This is a genomic window from Lichenihabitans sp. PAMC28606 (genome assembly GCF_020616535.1).
Taxonomy (GTDB): Bacteria; Pseudomonadota; Alphaproteobacteria; order Rhizobiales; family Beijerinckiaceae; genus Lichenihabitans; species Lichenihabitans psoromatis.
Map to the genome: position 1 here is coordinate 966867 of NZ_CP085136.1, position 20487 is coordinate 987353.

The following is a 20487-nucleotide window of genomic DNA, read 5'->3' on the forward strand; positions in this document are numbered from 1 at the left end:
GGAATGAACGCACTCGCGAGGTTGACGGGCTTCGCCAAGGGCGCACTCGGGTTCGGCAATGCTCAGTCGGCCCCGACGCCGCGGTCTTCGACCGGCTACATGAAGGGAGAGATCAACCCGTTCTTCATGTCATGGGGGCCCGCGCTTCGCGACGCTCGAGACGACGTCCGCCTCGCTTGGGCTCCGGCGACTGCCCGAACGATCGATGCGATTCACAACTCGGGCTGGTTGTCGGGTGCTATCGATCAAGTGGTGGCGTCGACGGTCGGTAAGGGCATGCGTTTGAACGCCAAGCCAGACTATGATGCGCTTGGTTGGACAGCGGTAGAGGCGTCGGCCTGGGCTAAGACGGTCGAACGACAGTGGGAAGCGTGGGCCGGTTCCCCTCTCGAATGCGACGCAGCCGGGCGCATGACGATTGCCCAGATGACGGCCGCCGGCCTTCGTTCCTACTTCGCGACCGGCGAGATCGTGGCGACACTGCCGTGGGTCAAACGATCGGTCTCACGGACCAGGACCAAAGTCGGCCTGATCCAATCGCACCGGCTGGCACAGGATACGATCGGGACAAACCTGTTCCAAGGCGTCTTCATGGATAGCCTCGGGATGCCAATCGGCTACCGGTTTCGTGAGCAGATGGTTCCGATTACACCCTATAATGGGCTGACCGGCATCGCCACGGATGTCGCGGCGCGTGATAGCGCCGGCCGGCCAATGGTGATCCACGTCTTCGACGGCGAGGCGCACCAGGTTCGTGGTCTGACACCGTTGGCTCCCGCCCTGAAGGTCATGCGCCAATACGATCAGTTGGCCGATGCGACCCTGACGGCTGCGATGATCCAGGCGATTTTCGCCGCAACGTTGCAGAGCGAAGCACCGACCGAGCAGGTATTGCGGGCGCTGCAAACCGATGGCGAGCAAGCCGCGACGCCGAACGTGAACGGCCCGTCTGGCGCGGGGTCAGATCCCAGCATCATGGATTTGTTCGCGGCACGTGACGCTTGGTACCAGAACACCAAGATCGATCTTGGGAATGCCGGCAAAATCGCTCACCTGTTCCCCGGCGAGCAGCTCAAGTTCAACAGATCCGAGCATCCCAACAGCACATACGAGGCGTTCGCGAAATTCCTGCTCCGGGAATGTGCGCGCTGCCTCGGGATCACGTTCGAGGACTTCACGGGCGACTATTCCGGCGCCAGCTACGCCTCGATCAACAATGCAACTTCAATCGTGTGGCGCGTCGTCGAATACCGGCGCGCTCACATTCTGACACCCTTCCTTCAACCGATCTTCGACGCTTGGCTCGAGGAGCAGATCGACAGCGGCACGGTCAAGTTCCCGGGCGGCCTCACGGCTTTCATCGCTCAAAGATCCGCAGTGACCCGGGCAGATTGGTTCGGGCCCGGCAAGCCGCAGTCCGACCTTTTAAAGGTCGCCAAGGCCTATGAGACGCTGCAGTCCTCGGGGGTCATCTCGGACGCGATGATCTGCAGCGACCTCGGCACCAACGTGGACGACGTCTACGACGCCCGGGCCAAGGAAATGGCCAAACGAAAGGAGCTCGGACTTCCCGAGCCGAACGCACCGCCGCCCGATCCGATCCTGAACGACCGATCAGATAACGATAGCACGAAGGGCGACGCATGACGGACACGGTTGTGGACTGGACCGATCCGTGTGCTCGGGCTGCGGCTCTGACCTCGGCTTATTACGCAATTCTTTCGGGAGACCGCGAGCAGCGCATCCGAACGCGGACGCTGGAAACTGAGACCGATGTGACCTTTGCGGCCAGCAACGTGACGGTTCTGCGTGACGAGATGATCGCAGCTCAGAATGCGTGCGACATCGCAAATGGGCAACCCGACCCACGTCGGCGGTTCGCGATTTCGGCCGGGTCTCTCACGTCCCGGAGGCGTTTCTTTTGAGTGCCCTGCTTCATCTCGCAGACCGGATCCTCAACCGACCGCTGCTGATCATGCCGGAGAAAGCGTCGCTGATCGCGGCAGTGCTTGGAGGTCGAATTGGGCTGAGCGACGATGCGCTTGCTCCGTTCCACCCAGACGCCTCGCGCTTTGTCGGATCGCAGGCCACAGAGGACCAGGGCGGCACTGTCGCGCGCAAGCCTTTCATGCGCACCGATGACGGCATCGGAATCGTGACTGTCACGGGCAGTCTCGTCAATCGAGGTGCCTGGGTCGGAGCGTCCTCCGGACTGACGTCCTACGAAGGCATCAAGGCGCAGCTCTCGGCGGCCGCTTCCGACAGCGCAACGCGAGCCATCGTGCTGGATCTACATACTCCGGGTGGTGAGGCGACTGGTGCTTTCGAGGCCGCCGACATCGTCCGCCAGGTCGCCGCGGTCAAGCCGGTGATCGCCGTGGTCAACGGAATGGCCGCCTCGGCTGGTTATGCTCTCGCGTCGGCCGCGACCAAGATCGTAACGACGACGACCGGCGTTGCCGGATCGATCGGGGTCGTCTTGCTCCACGCCGATTATTCGCGGTCACTCGACAAGGCCGGCGTCACACCAACGATGATCTTCGCCGGAGATCACAAGGTCGATGGCAACCCCTTCGAGCCGCTGCCGGACGATGTGAAGGCCAGCTTGCAGGCCGAAGTGGACAACTTCTATGCCCTGTTTGTCCAGAACGTCACCCAGGGCCGCAAGAACCTCTCGCCCCACGCCGTCAAGGCGACGCAGGCTCGCACTTTCATCGGTCAAGCCGCGGTGGACGCCGGCCTCGCCGACGAACTCGGCTCATTCGAATCGGTCCTAGCGGACCTATCCCGCGCGCCTCCGCGTGCGAATTCCCAGCGCACCACAGGAGCATCGCGCATGTCAGTCGAAACCATCACCCCGGAAATCCACACGGCCGCGATCGCCTCCGCTCGTCAAGACGGCGAAAAGGCGGGTATCACCGCCGAGCGGGAGCGGTTCGCCGCGATCATCAATCATCCTCAGGCCGAAGGTCGCCGGGATCAGGCGGTCGCTTTGGCACTCACTGGCGCAACCGTCGATATGGCGGCCGCTATGCTGGCGACAGTCGAGAAGACCAGCGGGCTCGATCAACGCGCCACGGCCGCAACGGCAGGCTTGCCGAACTTCGCCCCCCAACAAACCGGCAGAGGCCAGGAAGCAATGTCCGAATTCGACCAAGGCGCTTCGATCGCCAAGCGGTTCACCCGATAAGCGCCGCCCTCACCTAAGGACCGATAGACATGACGACATTGCCGGATCCGGCCTACGCCCTCACGTCCCTCCTCGCAGACGAAACTCCGCTTCCTCATCGCACGATCACGCTGGCGGCCGGCGCAACGCCCCTGCCACGCGGCGCTGTCCTCGGCATGATCGGCGTTGGCACCGCCACCTCGACCGTCAAGGCGTCGGGTGCCAACACGGGCAACGGGACTTTGGTCCTTGATCCCACCACCCCCGTCTTGGCGAACGCCAAGCCAGGCCTCTATCAGGTCCGGTTCACGTCGCCGACGGCCTACAGCGTCACTGATCCGGCCGGCGGCTCTCTCGGCCCGGGTGCGACGGGCACAGCTTTTGCCGATCGCCTCAAGTTTCTCGCGACCGCCGGCGGAACAGCCTTCGTGGCGGGCGACGGCTTCGACATCGCTCTGACCGACGGTGGCTCCAAATATGTGCTGTCGGTCGCTGCTGCGGTCGATGGCTCGCAGGTTCCTCAACTGATCCTGGCCTACGACATTCCAGCAAGCGTCTCCGACGTTCCGTGTGCGGCTTATTACATGGGCGGCTTCGTCGCCGAGAAGCTGACCTACGGCACCGGCCATTCCGCTGCGACCGTCGAAGCCGCCCTGCGCGCCGTTTCATCGCCGATCGTCATTAAATCGGTCGGCGTCATCGCCTACCCGACCTAACAAATCGTCACCTCTTAGACATTGGCCGGCTCCCGTTTGGGGGCCTTTTTTTGTTGAAGGCCCACCCGACATGACGGCAACCATCTATACCCGCTACAGCACGACAACGCTGCTCGGCATCCTTTACACCTTGAACCGGCCGAAGCGCTTTCTGCTGGAAACGTTCTTCCCGCGCGAGCAGACGTTCGATACCGCCCAGGTCGTGTTCGACGAGATCATCTCGACGCGCCGTCTCGCGCCGTTCGTCTCGCCTCTGGTGAAGGGAAAGCCTCAGCCAACCTCCGGCGAGGCGCTCAAGGCCTACAAGCCGCCTTACGTGAAGCCGAAGCATGCGCTCGACCCCTCGATGCCGCTCACTCAATATCCGGGTGAGTCGATCAACGTGCAGGGCGGATTGTCGCCGCGCGATCGTATGGATCGGTTGCGGGTCAGGTTGCTGCAGGAGCAGGACGACCAGATCACGCGGCGTGAAGAGTGGATGGCCGCTCAATTGCTGCTGACCGGGACCATGAACGTCGTAGCGGAAGACCATCCTCCGATGAACGTCGATCTCGGCCGACCCACCGCCAATACGATCGTTCTGACTGGGCAGACGACTTGGGGCAGCACCGGGGTGTCGCCCTACCAGATGATCCAGGATCAGGCGGCCTCGATTGCCTCGGCCACCGGGTTCTTCCCGAATCAGGTCGTGATGGACCCGAAAGCGTCACGGCTGTTTTTGGCCGATCCCTTCATTCAACGGCAATATACCTACTTCCAAGGTCCCCCGCGAACCATGGACCTGGCCGGGAAGGTTGCCCCCGGCAGCAATGGTGAGGCGGTCTATCTCGGTTCGATGGGCGGCTTCGATTTCTGGCAGTACCAGCACACCTATTCGGACACGGACGGGACGACGCGCAAGGTGCTGCCCGACAACACCGTCATCATGGGGTCCGTCGAAGGCGGCGAAGGCGTGCGTGCTTACGGCGCCATCCTTGACTTCGGCACTTTGATGCCGATGAGCCGCTACCCGAAAGAGTGGATGGAGGAAGATCCGTCCTCGCTCTTTCTGATGACGCAGTCGGCGCCCTTGCCGCTGCTGGGCCGCCCCGAGGCCACCTGCGCCCTCACAGTCGCCTGAACCGGAGCAAACACATGGTCGAGAAGACGAAGAAGGTGAAGCTGCCGGTCACGGTCGGCGTTCATGATGTCGAGAATTCCACGGGTGCCGTGAAGGACGCAAACGGCGCCGTGATTGCTCACGCGAACGTTGCGGTGAAGCACCTCCCCGCTGGCGAGGAGATCGAACTACCCGCGGCCGAGGCCGATAAGTTGCTGGCAAGGTTCGGCGGCGAGGAAGTTGGGGTCGGTCGTGTGACGCCGGTCGATCCGGCCAGCACCGAGATTCCGCGATCGGGCAAACCGAAGGGCTGACATGCCAACTCGGTTCGACATGGCTCAGGATCGCGCGCTTTTAGCCATCGAGCGGGTGCGGGGCGAGGGCTTTATCGTCAAGCCTCAGATGCTGCCGGCCGGCGACGTCAACGGCCGCCGTGTTCCAGACCCGGGCCGACCTGAGACGCCGTTTACAGGCGTCTTCACGGCCCCGCACGCATCCACCTATCCAGACAGCGCCGACGGGCACGCGTCGAGCCGGGCACCTCGCACGAGCGCAAGCAAGCCTCAAGTCGCCCTACGCTCGGTCGCTCTATCCTTAGACGTCCAGCAACATGACCAGATCATTCGGGTCGAAACAGGAGAGACTTTCTCGGTGAGCGTCTCTGCCGACGACGGCCTCGGTCGAGTCATCCTTTCGCTCAATGGATAAGGCGCAATCATGGCTCTCGAACGCACCGCGCTTCGCTTGGCGGTCATTCCCGCGCTTAACGCCGATCCGATCATCGCTGCGATGTGCGCTGGCCGGATCTATGACAGCCGCATCGATCAGCTCAGTTCCAAGGAACCGGTCCCGCTCATCGTGGTCACGACCGATGACGAAAGCGGACCGGCCTGGTCGGTGAACAATGGTGGACCGCCGTTCAACCTGAAATGCGATCTCATCCTCGAAATCTCGGTTCGCGTCACGGTGCCGACCGATGGCAACGACAGCGAGAGCCTTGGTGTCTTGGAGACGGATCGCGAGCTTGAAAGCGCCCTCGATCTCCTGGAGCAGCGCGCGGTCGACGCAATCGCGATCGGCGACACCACACAGTCGGCGCTCGTGCGGAACACCGTCTTGCGCCGCGTGTCCGAGATGAAGTCCAGCCGGTTCGTTTCCGACGAGACCGGAGTCAAATTGGCCGTCCGCGTCGTTACCTTGACGGCGGAACTGATGAACATCCAACCGCTCGACCCGAGCAATTCTGCCACGGGCTCCTTTGCCGTTTTGCCTGACCCACTGCGCAGCGTTTGCGCCGGACTTGATCCGACATCGAGCGGATATGCGGTGTGCCAGTCGATCGCAACCCGGTTCTCGCCGCCGACAGACCTCACCTTGACCGGCATCGACATCCAGATCGGCGCTGCGGCTCAGTTCGATCCGCTTAATCCTCCGTCGCCGACCGACCCGAACGCGGCCGATCTCATCTTCGAAAAGGTTGACTTCCCATGACCGACGCACCCGTCCGGAAGATCGTCAAACCGGCTCATGTTGGCGCCTGCATTCCCGATCCCGCTCATGCGACCGACCTTCCGCGGGGCGGCTCCGAGGTCGTTTGGGATCACTATTGGATGGGGCGTCTGGCTCGCGGCGAGATCGTCGTGGTCGAGCCGGAAGCACGTGTGCTTGCTCCCGTGGCAGCGCCACCCTCCAAGCCGACCGCCTAAACAACTCATCGTTTGTCGTCCCTGCGGGTCGCCTCTGAGCGGCCTTTTTCTTTGGAGCCGCGCCTTTGACCGTCTCGTTCAACAACATGCCGGGCACGATCCGGGCGCCTCTTTTCTATGGCGAGGTGAATGCTGGCATTTCGCCCTACTCGGGCACATCGCGCACGATCCTGCTCGGCCGCAAACTGGCGGGCGGATCGGCAGCGACCGGTAAGCTGATCGACATCGGAGGCTCCGACCCGAACGGCTTGTTCGGACCTGGATCGATGCTGGCCGACATGGCGGTGTTCGCCCGCAACTTCAATCCGACCGGGGCCATCCTTGCGCTGCCGCTGCCCGATCCGACCGGCGCCGTTGCGGGGACCGGCACCTTCACGATCACCGGTCCGGCGACATCCACCGCCACGCTCACGCGCTATGTCGCCGGCGAGCGCTACGACACCGTCGTCGCTGTCGGCGATACGGCCACGACCATCGCGACCAACATGGCCGCGATCATCAACGCCGGATATGTCAAGTTCAACCGGCGCATGCTGCCTCCGGTCGTTGCTGCCGCCTCGTCGGGTGTCGTGATGCTGACGGCTCGGCATGCCGGCGCGGAGGCGAGCATGATCCGCCTCGAAGCAGGCCTCGACGGCAACGAAACCGATCCGGCCGGTGTGACTGTCCTGATCGCACAGATGACGAATGGAGCCGGCATCGTCGACATCGCCGCAGCGCTGTCGCTCATGGGTGCGGAGCCGGGTGATTGGTTCGCGTCACCCTACGGCTCGACGACGCAACTCGCAGCCGCACAATTCTTCTTCTCCGACGCAGGCTCCGGCCGATGGTCACCGACGGTCAGCCTCGACGGGCATTACATCACGACGTTCGACGGAAACCTGTCGGCTCAGACCGCGTTCGGATCGGTTCGCAACGATCGACATGCGACCATCCTGGCGACCAACAGCTACAGTCATCCGGCATGGTCCTACGCCGCGGCTCTGACCGGTATCGTCGGGTTCTCGAAGGATCTCGGCCGCGACCTCACTGATGCGATCGAGATCGCGCGCCCGCTGCAAACGATCGGCTTGTCTGGACTGCGAGGACCGGCCGATCGCACCCTGCGATGGGCTCTCGCCGATCGCGAGAGCCTGTACCGGAACGGCATGTCGGCTCTGACATTCGCTATGGACGGCACTCCGGTCATCGACCGGGTCCTGACGACCTATCAGAGCAATGCGTTTAACGTCGCCGACATTACGTTCCTGGGCATCGAGACCATGGCGATCGCGGCCTATGTCAAGCGCTACCTGAAGGATGTCGTCACCTCCACTTACCCGCGGGCTGTTCTGCGTGACGACAATCCGACGGGCATCCAGGGCGTGGCGACGCCGAAGCAGATCACGGCGACGCTGATCCACGCCTACACGCAGCTGAGCAACATCGGCGGCATCGTCGAAAACGTGACCCTCTTTGCCAAATACGTGATCGTGGAACGCGCGTCTGACCCCAACCGGGTCAACGCCTACCTGCCGATCGACGTCGCCAACCAGCTGATCGCCTTCGCGGCCAACATCACGATCTTCCCGCAGTTCGACGAGAACACGATCACGCTCCTCTGAGCCTATCGACCCCTGATCATTCGAAATTAAGGACAACGTCATGGACACCAAAGGCGGCAGATTCTCGCTGACGATGAGCGGGACGACCTATTCAGGCCGCGGCGCCGCGAAGTTGATGCTGTCCGGCGTGTCGCCGACGACGGGCGTCAACCAGGACGGAACACCCTATCGGACCGTCGCTCCCAAACTGGTCGGGCTCGATCTCAGCTTCGATCGGGGCGTCGGTCTCCTCTGGGACGAAACCATGCTGCTGAACAGCATCGACGTGACCTTCGTCGAGACAGACCTCAACAAGACACACCTCTTCACCTCAGCGTCGTGGGACGGCGATCCGACCATCGACAGCGCCACCGGTGAGGTGACCGGCCTCAAGGTGATGACCGGATCGCTGAACTACCAGACGTACTGAGGTCGACCGGCCCGTCTGAGCTGCGAAAACGCAGGCGCGCCCTGGGCTGGCAACAATCAACGGTATCTTCAATGGCAAAAGAGATTCGCATTCCGGTCCCTGAGGGTCTGGTCGCCCACGGCGTCGTGACCCACGAAGTCATTCTCAAGGAACCAACCTACGAGGACTACCTCGACCTCGGCGAAATCACGACCCTCGGCAAAGCACCGGATGGTACCTTGTTCTCTGTCCAGAACAGTGAAGTGCTTCGATCCTATATCGCAAAATGCTTGGTGCATCCCAAGGATCCGATCATCTTGGGCCAGGGCGGGCTCAAGCTGGCGAGAGCGATAAAGGGCGCCGTGCAGGGTTTTTTCCAGGACGAACCTTCCAAGGACGAACCCTCGCCGACCTCGCCGACGACCTCGTCTTCGGATGTGGAGAAGGACGGTTCAGCGCCGACGACGTCGGCCGGCTGACGATCTCTGCATTGTGCGCGTGGCACGCTCGAGCAAACGCCTGGTTCGAAAAGAAGAAGCGCTGAGGGCGAATGTCTGATCGGATCATCACGGCCGAGGCGATCATCACGGCCAAGGACGGCACCGGCGACGTCTTCACGAAGATCGCCGGCAAGTTCCAGCAGCTCGGCAAGGGTGCGAAGGTCTCGGCCGACATCGAGCGAATGTCCAAGACGATCGAGCAGGCCAACAGCCAGCTCCGGGCGCTCGACAAACTGCAATCGACACGGACTGGCTTTTCCGACGCTCGCGCCAAGTTCAACGCGCAAAGGGTCGCGGTCGAGCAAGCCGCCAAAGCCATGAAGGAAGCCGAGAAGCCAACCCGGGCGCTCCAAGTCGCCTACACGTCGGCCCAGGCTGCGGTCACAAAGGCCAGCAGCGCATTCGAACGTTCGAAGACCGCAATGCTGGACGCGAAGCATGCAGCGGAAGGGTTCGGCACGCCGTTGGCACGCGTCGCGGCCGAGCAGGCGCGTCTCAAGAGCGTGATCGACAATACGACCCGGTCGATCGAACATCAGGCCAATGCCGAAAACCGAGCGGCAGCCGCGCATACCAAGGCCGAGAAGGCAGCCGAGGCCCGCGCGCACGGCGTCGCGCATCATGGGATCGTCAACTATGCGCTTGGGGGCGCAGCCGCCTACGTCGGTGCCCATAGCGTGGTTTCGGGCATCGAAAAGACGCTGCATGCTGGTGCGGAATATCAGCACGAAATCGTTGGCTTGCAGAATGCCGGCCGCACTCCGCAGCAGATTGCCGACATCCAGCGCCGCTCTTCTGAGGTGGTGTCCCGTCTGCCGACTGCGACCTACCTCGACAACATGAAGGTCATCAGCGAGACGACGCCGGCCTTCGGGTCGGTCGAGCACGCCATGGACCATCTTGAATTCATGCAAAAGGCCATGTCGGTGCTGAAGGCATCGGGCGGCGAGCACATCAAAGGGACGTCCGGCGACGTTGGGCGTGCTTTCGCCAAAACCTTCGAGGAGAGGTTCACAAAGCCGGAGAATTTCGAATCGGAAGCCAATGCGATGATTCCCGCGATGGTGGCCTCCGGTGGCGTCTTCAATCCCGAGCAGCTCTACGCTTTTGCCCAGCAGGCCAAAGGCTCATTGCCGAATTACAGCATGCGGTTTCTTTCGCGCATCGCTCCGTCTCTGATCGGTGCCCAAGGCGGTGACAGAGCCGGAACCGCAGCCAATGCGTTCACATCCATCATCATGGGCAAGGTGAATGACAAGAAGCAGGCTGAGGAATGGGAGCGGTACGGACTGCTCGACGACAAGAAAGTGATCAAGAAGGCCGGCAACGTCGTTTCGTGGAAGGCAGGCGCGGTCAGCAACACCGACCTCGCTCTTCGTGACCCGCTGGAATGGGCCGAGAAGGTTGCGCTTCCGGCCATGATGGCCAAAGGCGTCAAGACCGACGATCGCCTGGAACTCGCCAAGGCTCTCGGGACCATGTTTCGGAACCAAAATGGCAACATGTTCGCGAACGAGATCATGCAGGCGGATAGCCGCTCTCGCCTGCACAAGGACGAGGGGCTCACCAACCAAGTCGGCAGCACCGACGACATCTACCATCGCAATCTCACATCCGATCCGACGGTTGGCCTTACCGCGCTGAACGCCTCGCTTGAGAACCTCGAAACGACACTCACCGGCGATGGCATGAAGACGATCGCGGGTGGCTTGTCGGGGCTCGCATCCGGGATCGATGTGCTCGCGAATGCCCTCAAAGATCATCCAATGCTGGCGATGACGGGGGGTGCAGTCACCGGGGCGGCAGCGCTAGGCGGCGCCGGCTATGCCTCCTACCAACTGATGAACGGCTTTGGACTTGGCACGTCGGCAACGGCCCTGGATACCTCTGCTGCCGAACTCAGCGCGGCAGCGGCGGCACTTGAGGGTGCAGCGGTCGCATCAGGCGGCAAGTCAGCATTGGGGAGCATCGTCGGCAACGCTGCTCCTGCCGCCGCCGCAGGTACTGAGGGGGTGTTTGCCGGCATGGGGGCGGCAGCAACGGGGGTCGCGGCAGCAGCTGGCGCCGCTATGATGGCAGGCACGATTTACGGTCTGAGCAGCATGGACAAAAACAAAGCCCGTTTTGCAGCGTATCGGCCGGGCTTCGGCAACGGTCCAACGATGGCGATGCCGGGAGACGCCTCGTTCTCGGCAAGCCCGATCGCCGACGGACATGCGTTCGGGCGCGGCGAGGCCGCTTCCCTGAACAAGGCCAGCCTTCCCGGCCATTGGATCACTGCGCGCGGCGGCATCCGGCAATGGGTCGTCGACCAAGCTACTCCGCCGCGCGCCCTGCCCGCTTTCGCTAGTGGATATGTCGACAATTTCTCGGGACAAGTCGGACCGGCGGTGCATCCCGCGCTCGCCCCCGTCGCATCTGGAATGCAGAGAACGCCAATGTTTGCCCAAGGCGGTCCGGTCGAGGCGACGGTCAAGCCGGATCAGATCACGGCCAAGATCGAGGGGCAGGCGTCTGTTTCCGTGACCGTGAAGGTTGAGGGGAACGGTCAGATCAGCGGCCAATACGTGTCGTCGAGCGGAAATATCAAAGCGTCTGTCGGCACGTCGATGCCGGGCGCGAAGGCCGCGTCGAACGGTCGAGTGGCGGGCCCGAACTGATGCGGGATTGGACCAAGACCCTTCCGAACGCGTCGTTTCGCGGTGCGCCGTTCTTCATCGAATCCGAGGAGCTGAACGAGGCCGGCCGCAGGGTCGCGGTCCACGAATACGCCAAGTCCGAGGATCATTCGACCGAGGACATGGGCCGCAAGACCCGCAAGTTTCGCATGGACGCCTATATCGTCGGCGACAACGCCGACGCCGATGCGCTCGCTTTTGTGGACCTGTGTTCGCAGGCCGGTGACGGTGTTCTGGTCATGCCAGTTCTCGGCTACCAGACGGTCAAATGCACGGGCTGCAATGCCTCGTCCGAGAAAATGAAGCTTGGCTACGTGAAGATGTCGCTCGAATTCGTCGAGAGCGGCAACGACTCGGCCTTCTCTGTCGTGGCGCTTGGCGATCGGATCGCGGCGTCGCTGCAAGGCAGTATGGCGGCCGCGATCGTGTCGACTATCTCCGGCTTCACAGGTTAAGCAATGGCTGACGATCACCTGGCTCTCGCGGCGATCACGGCGCAATCGCTCGCGGTCATCTTGCAGGCGGCGGCAAACCGATTGCCCCTGACCGCCCCCCAAGGGCAGTCGATCAAGACGACAGTCTTTGCCGTGTCGGCCATCTACGCGCCGCGCATCGAGACCATCGTGGACGTGGCGACCATCGGCGGCATCCTCGCGGGCTCGGCTGAGACGATCCGGACGGCTTCTGCGCCGAAGGATGTCGTTCAAGCTCTCTATGACGCGGCAACGGCCTCGTCTACAGCCGCACCGACCTTCACGTCTCCGGCACGAACGCGATCGGCGGCGCTGTCGCGAACTCTGGCGGAGTGCATCGAGGCGGCATGGTTGGGAGAAGCGTTCGTGGCCGAAGCTCAGACCGACTTCGGCGACCGGCAGGCCGCCATCGCGGCGCGCAAGCGGATCGCGACCGCGATGGATGTGGCTCTGGATCGGATCGCCGCCGCAACCGGCCGAGCCGTCATCGACGTCCTCGGATCAGTCGCTCGCACCGCGTCGGATCACATCGCGACGGTTTCGGCCAACCTGCGGCCCATCGTTCGGGTCCAAACGGCACGATCGGCGCCCTCGACGGCAATCGCCTTCGAGCTTTACGGCGATCCGTCTCGGGCGACCGAATTGGTGGCACGAAACAAGGTCGCGTGTCCCTTATTCATGCCCACGGTGATCGACGCTCTGGCGCCGGCCGCCTGACATGGGTCTTGTCACCGAGCGCATCTCGATCGTGGTCGACGGCTACGGCATCCAAGGATTCCAATCGGTCGAGGTGACGCGGTCGATGCAGGACGGCGCCATGTCGTTCACGCTCGAGGCGACGGCGGCCTCCTGGTCATCACAGGCTCTCGCGCTCAGGACGGGCAAGCAGATCCAGATCTACACGAGCCCGGATCTCGGCGGCATGCCGGGGAGCGGCGACCTGCTGCTCACCGGCGCCGTGGACGAATACGATTCCGAGATCGGAGAGAAGGGCAATCGCTCCGTTCGTTTGTCCGGCCGGTCGAAAGGGCGCAACGCAATCGACTGCTCGCCGGTCAAGCACAAGACCGGCATGGTCAAGAACAAGACGCTCCTTCAGGCCGCGCAGGAGTTCGACGAATTCGGCGTCGGTTGGTCGACCGATCAGCAATTGAAGCCGGTCGCGCTGATCCAGCGCCAGCCCGAAGAAGCGATGTACGACACGATCGAGCGCGAGGCCCGCAAGCAGGGGCTGATGCTCGTTGCCCAGACCGACGGCACGATCCAGATTACGCGCGCCGGGACGAAGCGACACGCTGGTGGCCTCGTGCTCGGCCAATCGCCCGTAAACTCGATGGGTGTCGTGATCAACACGACCCATAAGCGGTCGCCGGTCGTGGTGCGCGGTCAGCGGCGCTCCGGCACAGGCAAGAAGAACCTGCGCCAGGAATATCAGGATACCGGCGACGACGATGACGAGTTTCGCCCGGCGCTGGTGATCGCTGAGGGCGACCATTCGGACGACGAGTTGCAAACGAGAGCCAAGTGGGAACGGCTGCGGATGGCCGCCTTCGGCATTCGCCCGCGAGCCCGTGTGTCCCGCTGGCGCGACGATGCGGGCATGCTTTGGACGCCGGGTCTTCTCGTCTCGATCACGAACGCGGTCGAGCAGGTTGACGGAGATTACACGCTGTCATCGGTCACGTTGAGCCAGACCGACGGCGAAGGCGATGGGGTCGGGACGCGGGCGTCGATGGAGTTCGTCGACCCTCGATCCCACGGCGGAAAGAAGGGCGCCGGCAAGTCCGACGACGTGTTCTCGCCAGGGGACGGCCTATGACGACGTCGTTGTTTCGCATCGAGCACATCAAGAGCGACGACACGGGCGAGATCCAGACCGTAGACGCCTACGGCCACGCGAACGAAACGCTCGAAGGGATCATACGGACCCAGCCACACGGGTTCACCAGTAACCCGCCGGTCGGAAGCCACGGCATCGGCCTTGCGCTGCGCGGCATCCGCACCCTCGCCGTGGCGCTCGGCCTCGAGCATCCCGACAAGCGCATCAAGAACCTGAAGCCGGGACAGACGGCAGTTTATGACGATCAAGGCAACTCGTCGCAATACCTCGGCACCGATGGGATCAAACACGATTCCGGGCAGAACCCGCACCAAATCAAAGGCAAGACGCTGGTTCTCGCCGCGACCGGCGGGTCAGCCTCGCTGCAGGGCGGCGACGGTGAAAAGACCTACATCGGCGGCGACGGCAAGACCGGCACCTATGCGGCTGTCATGACCGAGGATGGTCCGTCGCAAATCGTCTTCGCCCGCATTTCCTGATCAGGATCGTCGATGCAACTGACCGTCACGCCGCTTGAAGATGTCGGCGTGGAGGTCTTGCCGCCCGACATCGTTTGGAACGGATATGTCGGCGACTTTGCCGTATCCGCATCGCCGGCCGATGGTGGTGTCGGCGGCCTTGTCGCGCGCAACCCGATCCAAACGGCGGTGCTGCTCTTGCTGTTTACGGACGCGAAGGCAGACCCGTCCGACTTGCGCTTCGAGCAGCACAGCGACGGGCGTGGCTGGGTCGGGGACGGCTTCGATATTGACGTGGCCAACGGCGAGGCGGCGCTCGGCTCGCGGCTTTGGCTCTATCGACGCTCTGTGTTGGTGGCGAAAACCTTCAGCCAGATCGAGGCGGAAATTCGATCCGCCTTGAAGCCGCTGATCTCGCAAGGCGTCGCGGTTCAGATCGATATTTCGGGTGAAATCCTGAACGCGCAGGGGCAGATCCGCTGCGCGATCGACATCTACGGGCGGAACAAGACGAAGGTCTATTCCGCGAAATTCGACCCCCTGTGGAGGCGTGCCGATGGCCTATGAGATCAGGCCACTCGCCACCCTGGCCAGCCAGGCGCGGCAGTTTTTCACGCAAGCGGTGCCGGGCGCGGTCGTGCGGCTTTGGGCCAACACGTTCACGGTCCTGGGCAAGGTGCTGGCTCTGCTCGACTTCGAGCATGAGATGCGCCGGCAGTTTCTGTTCAACCAGCTTTTCGCGTCGACAGCGGAATACGAATGGTTGACGCGGCATGGCTTCGAACTTGGCCTCACGCCGGATGCCGGCGATAGCGCGCGGGGGACAATCACGGTCCCGGCCATTGCTGGTTTGCTCATTCCAGCCTCCGTCCAGTTCGCTCGAGCCGATGGAGCGACCTATTCGACGTTGGCGCCGACGACCGCGACGTCCACCAGCGTCGACCTCTTGGTTCAAGCCGACGCGGCCGGCATCGCCTACGACGTTGATGCTGGAGACAGCTTGTTCCTCGTGGTTGCGACCGGAGTGCCCGAAGCGCTCGGAGCGACCGCGACAGTTGACGCAGGCGGGATCACGGGCGGCCTTGACCCGGAAGATCTTGAGACGTTCCGCGCCCGGGTGCTCTATCGCAAGCGCAATCCGCCCCAAGGCGGATCGGCATCGGATTATGTGCAGTGGGTTGGCGAGGCGCTCGCGACTGCAAAGGCCGTCTACGTCGACAGCTTCGCCAACGACAGCCGCTCGGTGTGGGTCTGCTTCACGGTCTCGGATCAGCCGAACAACATCCCAACCGATGCCGAGGTCGCGATCGTCCAGGCCTACGTCTCCGACACCGTGCGGCGCCCCATCACGGCGCGGGTGTTTGCGACCGCTCCGACGCCGGTTCCTGTCGCCATTGCGCTCACCAACTTTGCTCCCGACACGCCCGACACGCGAGCAGCCGTCGCTGTCGAGATCGCGGCACTTCAGGCGGACGAGATGGAGCCGGCGACGCCCTCGACACCGTTTGTCCTCTACACCGAAGCCATCGCGTCTGCGGTCAAGCGGGCGACCGGCGTCAGCCACTTCACGCTCGTCAGCCCGGCCGCTGACATTCCCTTCGTGACGGGGGGGCAGATGCCCGTTCTGCAAGAGCCGACCTATTCATGACCGACATTGCTCCGGGGTGGCCGTGCGCGCTGTTGCCGTCCGCGCCGCCGTCGGTCAGCGATCGGTTGGCTGCACCGACCGCCGACGACATCCTGCCGCAACTCCTGCAACTCACGCCCCGCGGGCCAGCCTGGGGAACGGACGAAGCCGGAAGCGGGCAAGGCGCGCAGCCGATCATGCTCGCGGTTTGGCGAGCCATCGCCGGGCATGCGGCATCGAACTACGCCATTGATTTTAGCCTCGCCACCCAGTGCTTCCCTTCGGCAATCACCTTCTCGCTCGCAGATTGGGAGGCCGAATATGGTTTGCCGGATCTCTGCTCGTCCGGACAGGTCAGCACCGATCAGCGCGGCTCCGCCGTGCGGGCTCGCTTCGGCGCGATCGGCGGACAGTCGCCAGCCTATTTCGTCTGTCTCGCGGCATCGATCGGTTACGACATCACGATCGAGGAACCAGGGCAGTTTCTCTGCGACGATAGCGAATGCGCCGGCACCGGCACCTACGAAGGCTGGTTCATCTGCGACGACGGTGTCTGCGATGACACGCCGCTCGAGAGCTACGCGCTCGATACCGACACCGACCCAGACAACCACGATGACGAGGTCTCCGACGAGACGGTCTGGAAATACTGGATCGTCCACGTGCAATCTCTGGGGGAGACCTGGTTTTATCCGGACGACGGAGAGGTTGATTACGATCCGATCGAGGGCTTCCTAACGGCGATAGACCTCGAATGTGTTCTGCGTCGAGTCTGTCCCCCGCATACCCAACTCGTGTTCGACTACCTTGCGCTGCCGTTGGTCGCTTCCTTCGATTTCTCCATTCCAGGCAATCCAGCGATCGTCTTGTTGTAGACGCACGCGCCGCAATCTCCGATTTCCGCTTACACAACTTGGGACTTCTGCATGCTTTACAATCCTCCAACCGGTGGCGCAGCGAACGATGCGTATGTCGGAAAGAACCCGGCTGCAGGCATTCAAGGATCCAAAATTCCGCCCGGCGCCGCCGAGTTTCCGCAGCGCGAGATCGTCGCTGTCGAAGTCGCCGCTGGCCTGTCCCCAACCAACGACGATCTGCAGCAACTGCTAAAAGCGATCCGAAGCGGCAAGCTGTGTTTTTGGCCCGACACTGGCACCGCCGACGCGCTGCTGATCTCACCGAATCCAGCCTATGGCGACCTATCGGTCGGGACCGAATTCGCCATCCTGAAAGGTAACTTGCCCAACGCGACGACGACATCGACCCTCACGGTCAATGGTCTGACGTTCGTGATCGTGAAGGAAGATGGTTCCGCTCTGGCGATCGGGGATTTGCCGGCGAACGTCCTGTTTGCAGTCAGATCGGATGGAACGAGGTTTCGGGTTGTCGGGCTCCGCAAGAGCGACGCCTTCAATCCCGCGTCCGTTCAGAATCTCATCAACAGCTCGACCACGATCAATACGACGACGCAAAACTACATCGACCGGTCGTCGCCCAAGGGAATGACCTACCTCGAGGCGTTCGCGCCGGTTCTCGACGTCTCAGACCTTGCGGTTGGTCCCAGTTTCACTGCTCTGGTGACATCCGGAAACTTTACGGGCGCTGATTTCGTCCAGGTCAGCGCATCGTGCGCTCTGCGGCAAGCGGACGATAGTGGGTCGCTCATCGGCTACACGGTTCGAATCCAGCTCAACGACGTGACGACCGGGACCAATGTCCAAGGCGCTTATCTCGGGGGCGGCGCCACGTTGACCGGAACCGCGCAGATCCAGTTTCCGTTCAGCGTGCCCTTGAAGATTTTCCAGGGGCTCAACCCGGCTCATGTCTACAACCTCCAGATCGTCGCGCAAAAGGGGTCGTCCTCCGCACCGATCCAAGGCTACGACGGGCATATCTTTGGCTATCACGACGGGAGCAACCAATGACCGATACAGCCGTAGCCCCTTATGGCTGGGCAGCCGTCGGCGCATCTGGCTTGGCCTGCCTCTTCGTCGGAGCGCAGCCCCAAGCCGACACCTACACGTCGATCAAGCCGCTCGAGACAGCCTCTGACTTTGTAGCGGCTATGGACGCCCTGCGTTTTCCGCCTGCGACACTCGCCCAAACGCAGTCCAGTCAAGTTGCGGCGCTTCGAGCAGCATGCTCGGCCGCGATCGTGTCCGGCTTCACGTCAGCGGCCTTGGGCTCGCCTCACACCTACCCGAGCGACATGACGAGCCAGATCAATCTCTCGGGCAGCGTTCTGGCGTCGATCCTGCCGGGTTTGACGTCGAGCTGGACGACTGAGTTCTGGGCGGCTGACAGCACCGGCGCCTGGGCTTTCGCGCCGCACACCGCCGCGCAAATCCAGCAGGTCGGAACGGACGGCAAAGCCGCTGTGATGGCGGCACAAGCCAAACTGGCGACGCTTACCGGCCAAGTGACAGCAGCGACGACAATCCCGGCCGTTCAGATGGTGGTGTGGTGGTGACGCAATGGCGCTAGCGCCGGTCGATGTGTGGCCTTGGTGGTCTTCCTTGGACTCTTGCTGATCTACGCATCGGATCTCCGCGACGGGATCAAGAAGTTGACGACCCCGAACGACAACGCTCCTAGCCCGTCGAAATATGTGGTTCTGCAATAGACAGCTGTTTCACTCCGGCCAGCCATCTCGGCTTGATGGCTTATGCCATGGTCATGCTGTTCGCCATCAAAGAGGTCGAAGCCGAGGAAACGATCCAGGATCGATCGTTTCACGATCGGGTCAGCGGGAAGATCGACCGGCTCGTGATCGACGCGCTCTGGGCCGAGATGGGTCGGAAGGTGTAGCTTCGCCTTGTATTGAGAAAATCCTGTCGGTTCGTATGGTCACGTACGGAGTACGCGCTGACATCATTTGATAGCGTTGGAAACGATCATTTGCCTCACTCTACGCCGATGGCCGATCCAGCTCCGAGGCGAACATGCCGCGTTTTTATTTCGACAGCCACGACGGTGATCAATTCATCCGCGATGATCTCGGCGTCATTTTGACCGATAATGAAAAGGCACGCACCGTAGCGATTGATGCGCTGCCGGACATTGCCCGGGATGTCCTGCCAGATGGTGACCATCGCGTGATGATTGTCTTGGTTCGTGATGAAATGGGTTCCTACATCTTTGAAGCCAAGCTGTCGCTTGCGGCTCGATGGCTCGTTGGTGATGGCTAAGCGGTCACTTGTCGGCCGTGTTGGTCAGGATCGATCGAGCGGCTGATGAGGTGCAGATAACCTGGGTGAAACCCGCTTAAAGCCGCGAGACGGGAGAAGTCCATCATCGTGACCACTTGGTGCTTGAACGATACAAGCCCTTGTGCCCTCAGGCTCTGTAAACTCCGATTGACGTGTACCGTCGACAAACCTGTCATTTCGCCGAGCTCTTCTTGGGTCATTGGCATAACGAAGCTCAAGCCGTTTGATTTTCCCACCGCTCTCAGTCGGACGTACCACTCACAAAAGAGATGCGCGATCATCTGTCCGGCAGGTCGCTGACCCATGTTGACGAGCGCTTCCCGCATGACGGCCTCATCCACGAGGGTTGCCCACCAGCACGCCCGCATGATCCGCGGTTCGTTCTCAACGAGATCCTCAATAGTCTGGCGCGGGATGCGAACGATCGTGGAGGCGACGATCGCGGCGAGGCTGTGATCCATGGCGCCCAGGAGGGCCACATGCAGATCACACATGTCACCGGGGACGAGGAGTGATAGGATCTGACGCCGTCCGGAGGGGAGAAGCTTGTAACGGTACGCCAACCCGCTCATCACCACATGCACGTTTTCCGGTCGATCGCCTTCTGCAATGAGGTCGACATTGGCTCCGATTTCCTCGCTCTTCGCGGTCAACGCCTCAATGCGAGATGTGTCCTCGCTTTTAAGGAAGCCACTCAGGCTTAGTTTTGCAAGGAGGGAGTTCATCGGCTTCGGCAGGCTCCAGCAGCAAACATATGTTAGCTATGCTTATTCTGCTCAAGCGTCGAGGTTTGATGCAAACCTTGCTTGCATCGCCGCCTAGTTGCTGAGGGGGGGAGGCCAAAAAATTATTATATCAGAAATAGGGCACCGCGTAAGATCGACGTTGCAAACAATCGTGTCGATTTCATTTTGCCATTCTACCGACGAGGACTAGTCAGAGATGAGGTGGCAGTTCGGGTCGATCGGCGGTAGAATGCATATGGGCGGTGGCTATAGGAGTTCAGCTTTGATCCTGCTG

General features: G+C 62.1%; 24 protein-coding genes. 23 read left to right on the forward strand and 1 reads right to left on the reverse strand.

The window, feature by feature from the left end; genetic code table 11:
• Positions 1–3: 3 nt before the first annotated feature.
• The 23 genes from LGH83_RS04550 (at position 4) to LGH83_RS04660 (ending at position 19446) form a co-directional block, all read left to right on the forward strand.
• On the forward strand, positions 4–1647 hold the full coding sequence (locus tag LGH83_RS04550) for a phage portal protein (protein ID WP_227400796.1): 1644 nt from the start codon (positions 4–6) through the stop codon (positions 1645–1647).
• Positions 1644–1925 carry a hypothetical protein gene (locus LGH83_RS04555; RefSeq protein ID WP_227400797.1) on the forward strand — a complete coding sequence of 94 codons (282 nt, stop codon included), beginning with the start codon at positions 1644–1646 and terminating at the stop codon, positions 1923–1925. Before LGH83_RS04550 ends, LGH83_RS04555 begins: the two co-directional genes overlap by 4 nt.
• Entirely contained in the window at positions 1922–3190 is a 1269-nt protein-coding gene (locus LGH83_RS04560) for a S49 family peptidase (RefSeq protein ID WP_227400798.1), read from the forward strand. Before LGH83_RS04555 ends, LGH83_RS04560 begins: the two co-directional genes overlap by 4 nt.
• A gap of 29 nt (positions 3191–3219) precedes the next feature.
• Positions 3220–3885: a head decoration protein gene (locus tag LGH83_RS04565; protein WP_227400799.1), complete on the forward strand. Its 666-nt coding sequence runs from the start codon at positions 3220–3222 to the stop codon at positions 3883–3885.
• Between the two features lie 70 nt (positions 3886–3955).
• On the forward strand, positions 3956–5005 hold the full coding sequence (locus LGH83_RS04570) for a major capsid protein (RefSeq protein WP_227400800.1): 1050 nt from the start codon (positions 3956–3958) through the stop codon (positions 5003–5005).
• Positions 5006–5019: 14 nt separating this feature from the next.
• A complete protein-coding gene (locus LGH83_RS04575; RefSeq protein WP_227400801.1) occupies positions 5020–5298 on the forward strand; it encodes a hypothetical protein in 279 nt (92 codons plus the stop codon).
• A 403-nt stretch (positions 5299–5701) separates the two neighbouring features.
• Entirely contained in the window at positions 5702–6475 is a 774-nt protein-coding gene (locus LGH83_RS04580) for a hypothetical protein (protein WP_227400802.1), read from the forward strand.
• Positions 6472–6690 carry a DUF2635 domain-containing protein gene (locus tag LGH83_RS04585; RefSeq protein WP_227400803.1) on the forward strand — a complete coding sequence of 73 codons (219 nt, stop codon included), beginning with the start codon at positions 6472–6474 and terminating at the stop codon, positions 6688–6690. The genes LGH83_RS04580 and LGH83_RS04585 overlap by 4 nt, the downstream gene beginning before the upstream one ends.
• Before the next feature lie 65 nt (positions 6691–6755).
• Positions 6756–8294 (forward strand): phage tail sheath C-terminal domain-containing protein, encoded by a 1539-nt coding sequence (locus LGH83_RS04590; RefSeq protein WP_227400804.1) that lies wholly within the window; start codon positions 6756–6758, stop codon positions 8292–8294.
• 40 nt (positions 8295–8334) lie between these two features.
• A complete protein-coding gene (locus LGH83_RS04595) occupies positions 8335–8703 on the forward strand; it encodes a phage tail tube protein (protein WP_227400805.1) in 369 nt (122 codons plus the stop codon).
• Between the two features lie 71 nt (positions 8704–8774).
• Positions 8775–9161 carry a hypothetical protein gene (locus LGH83_RS04600; RefSeq protein WP_227400806.1) on the forward strand — a complete coding sequence of 129 codons (387 nt, stop codon included), beginning with the start codon at positions 8775–8777 and terminating at the stop codon, positions 9159–9161.
• A gap of 71 nt (positions 9162–9232) precedes the next feature.
• Positions 9233–11842, forward strand: coding sequence for a hypothetical protein (locus tag LGH83_RS04605; RefSeq protein ID WP_227400807.1), 2610 nt, complete (start codon positions 9233–9235; stop codon positions 11840–11842).
• On the forward strand, positions 11842–12315 hold the full coding sequence (locus LGH83_RS04610; protein WP_227400808.1) for a DNA circularization N-terminal domain-containing protein: 474 nt from the start codon (positions 11842–11844) through the stop codon (positions 12313–12315). Before LGH83_RS04605 ends, LGH83_RS04610 begins: the two co-directional genes overlap by 1 nt.
• A 3-nt stretch (positions 12316–12318) precedes the next feature.
• Positions 12319–13050 carry a hypothetical protein gene (locus LGH83_RS04615; protein WP_227400809.1) on the forward strand — a complete coding sequence of 244 codons (732 nt, stop codon included), beginning with the start codon at positions 12319–12321 and terminating at the stop codon, positions 13048–13050.
• Between the two features lies 1 nt (position 13051).
• Entirely contained in the window at positions 13052–14152 is a 1101-nt protein-coding gene (locus LGH83_RS04620) for a phage baseplate assembly protein (protein ID WP_227400810.1), read from the forward strand.
• Positions 14149–14652, forward strand: coding sequence for a phage baseplate assembly protein (locus LGH83_RS04625; protein WP_227400811.1), 504 nt, complete (start codon positions 14149–14151; stop codon positions 14650–14652). The genes LGH83_RS04620 and LGH83_RS04625 overlap by 4 nt, the downstream gene beginning before the upstream one ends.
• Positions 14653–14664: 12 nt before the next feature.
• Entirely contained in the window at positions 14665–15198 is a 534-nt protein-coding gene (locus LGH83_RS04630; protein ID WP_227400812.1) for a phage GP46 family protein, read from the forward strand.
• Positions 15188–16279, forward strand: a complete 1092-nt coding sequence (locus LGH83_RS04635; protein ID WP_227400813.1) for a baseplate J/gp47 family protein — start codon at positions 15188–15190, stop codon at positions 16277–16279. The genes LGH83_RS04630 and LGH83_RS04635 overlap by 11 nt, the downstream gene beginning before the upstream one ends.
• Positions 16276–17133 carry a putative phage tail protein gene (locus LGH83_RS04640; protein WP_227400814.1) on the forward strand — a complete coding sequence of 286 codons (858 nt, stop codon included), beginning with the start codon at positions 16276–16278 and terminating at the stop codon, positions 17131–17133. Before LGH83_RS04635 ends, LGH83_RS04640 begins: the two co-directional genes overlap by 4 nt.
• A 51-nt stretch (positions 17134–17184) precedes the next feature.
• On the forward strand, positions 17185–18183 hold the full coding sequence (locus tag LGH83_RS04645) for a hypothetical protein (protein ID WP_227400815.1): 999 nt from the start codon (positions 17185–17187) through the stop codon (positions 18181–18183).
• Positions 18180–18728 carry a hypothetical protein gene (locus LGH83_RS04650; RefSeq protein WP_227400816.1) on the forward strand — a complete coding sequence of 183 codons (549 nt, stop codon included), beginning with the start codon at positions 18180–18182 and terminating at the stop codon, positions 18726–18728. The genes LGH83_RS04645 and LGH83_RS04650 overlap by 4 nt, the downstream gene beginning before the upstream one ends.
• Before the next feature lie 200 nt (positions 18729–18928).
• Complete coding sequence (locus LGH83_RS04655; protein ID WP_227400817.1) at positions 18929–19066, forward strand: hypothetical protein; 138 nt, start codon at positions 18929–18931, stop codon at positions 19064–19066.
• Positions 19067–19200: 134 nt separating this feature from the next.
• Positions 19201–19446, forward strand: coding sequence for a DUF6894 family protein (locus LGH83_RS04660; protein WP_227400818.1), 246 nt, complete (start codon positions 19201–19203; stop codon positions 19444–19446).
• Here the strand turns inward: LGH83_RS04660 and LGH83_RS04665 are convergent.
• Positions 19443–20120 (reverse strand): Crp/Fnr family transcriptional regulator, encoded by a 678-nt coding sequence (locus LGH83_RS04665; RefSeq protein WP_227400819.1) that lies wholly within the window; start codon positions 20118–20120, stop codon positions 19443–19445. The two genes, LGH83_RS04660 and LGH83_RS04665, sit on opposite strands and share 4 nt — an antisense overlap.
• Positions 20121–20487 lie beyond the last annotated feature (367 nt).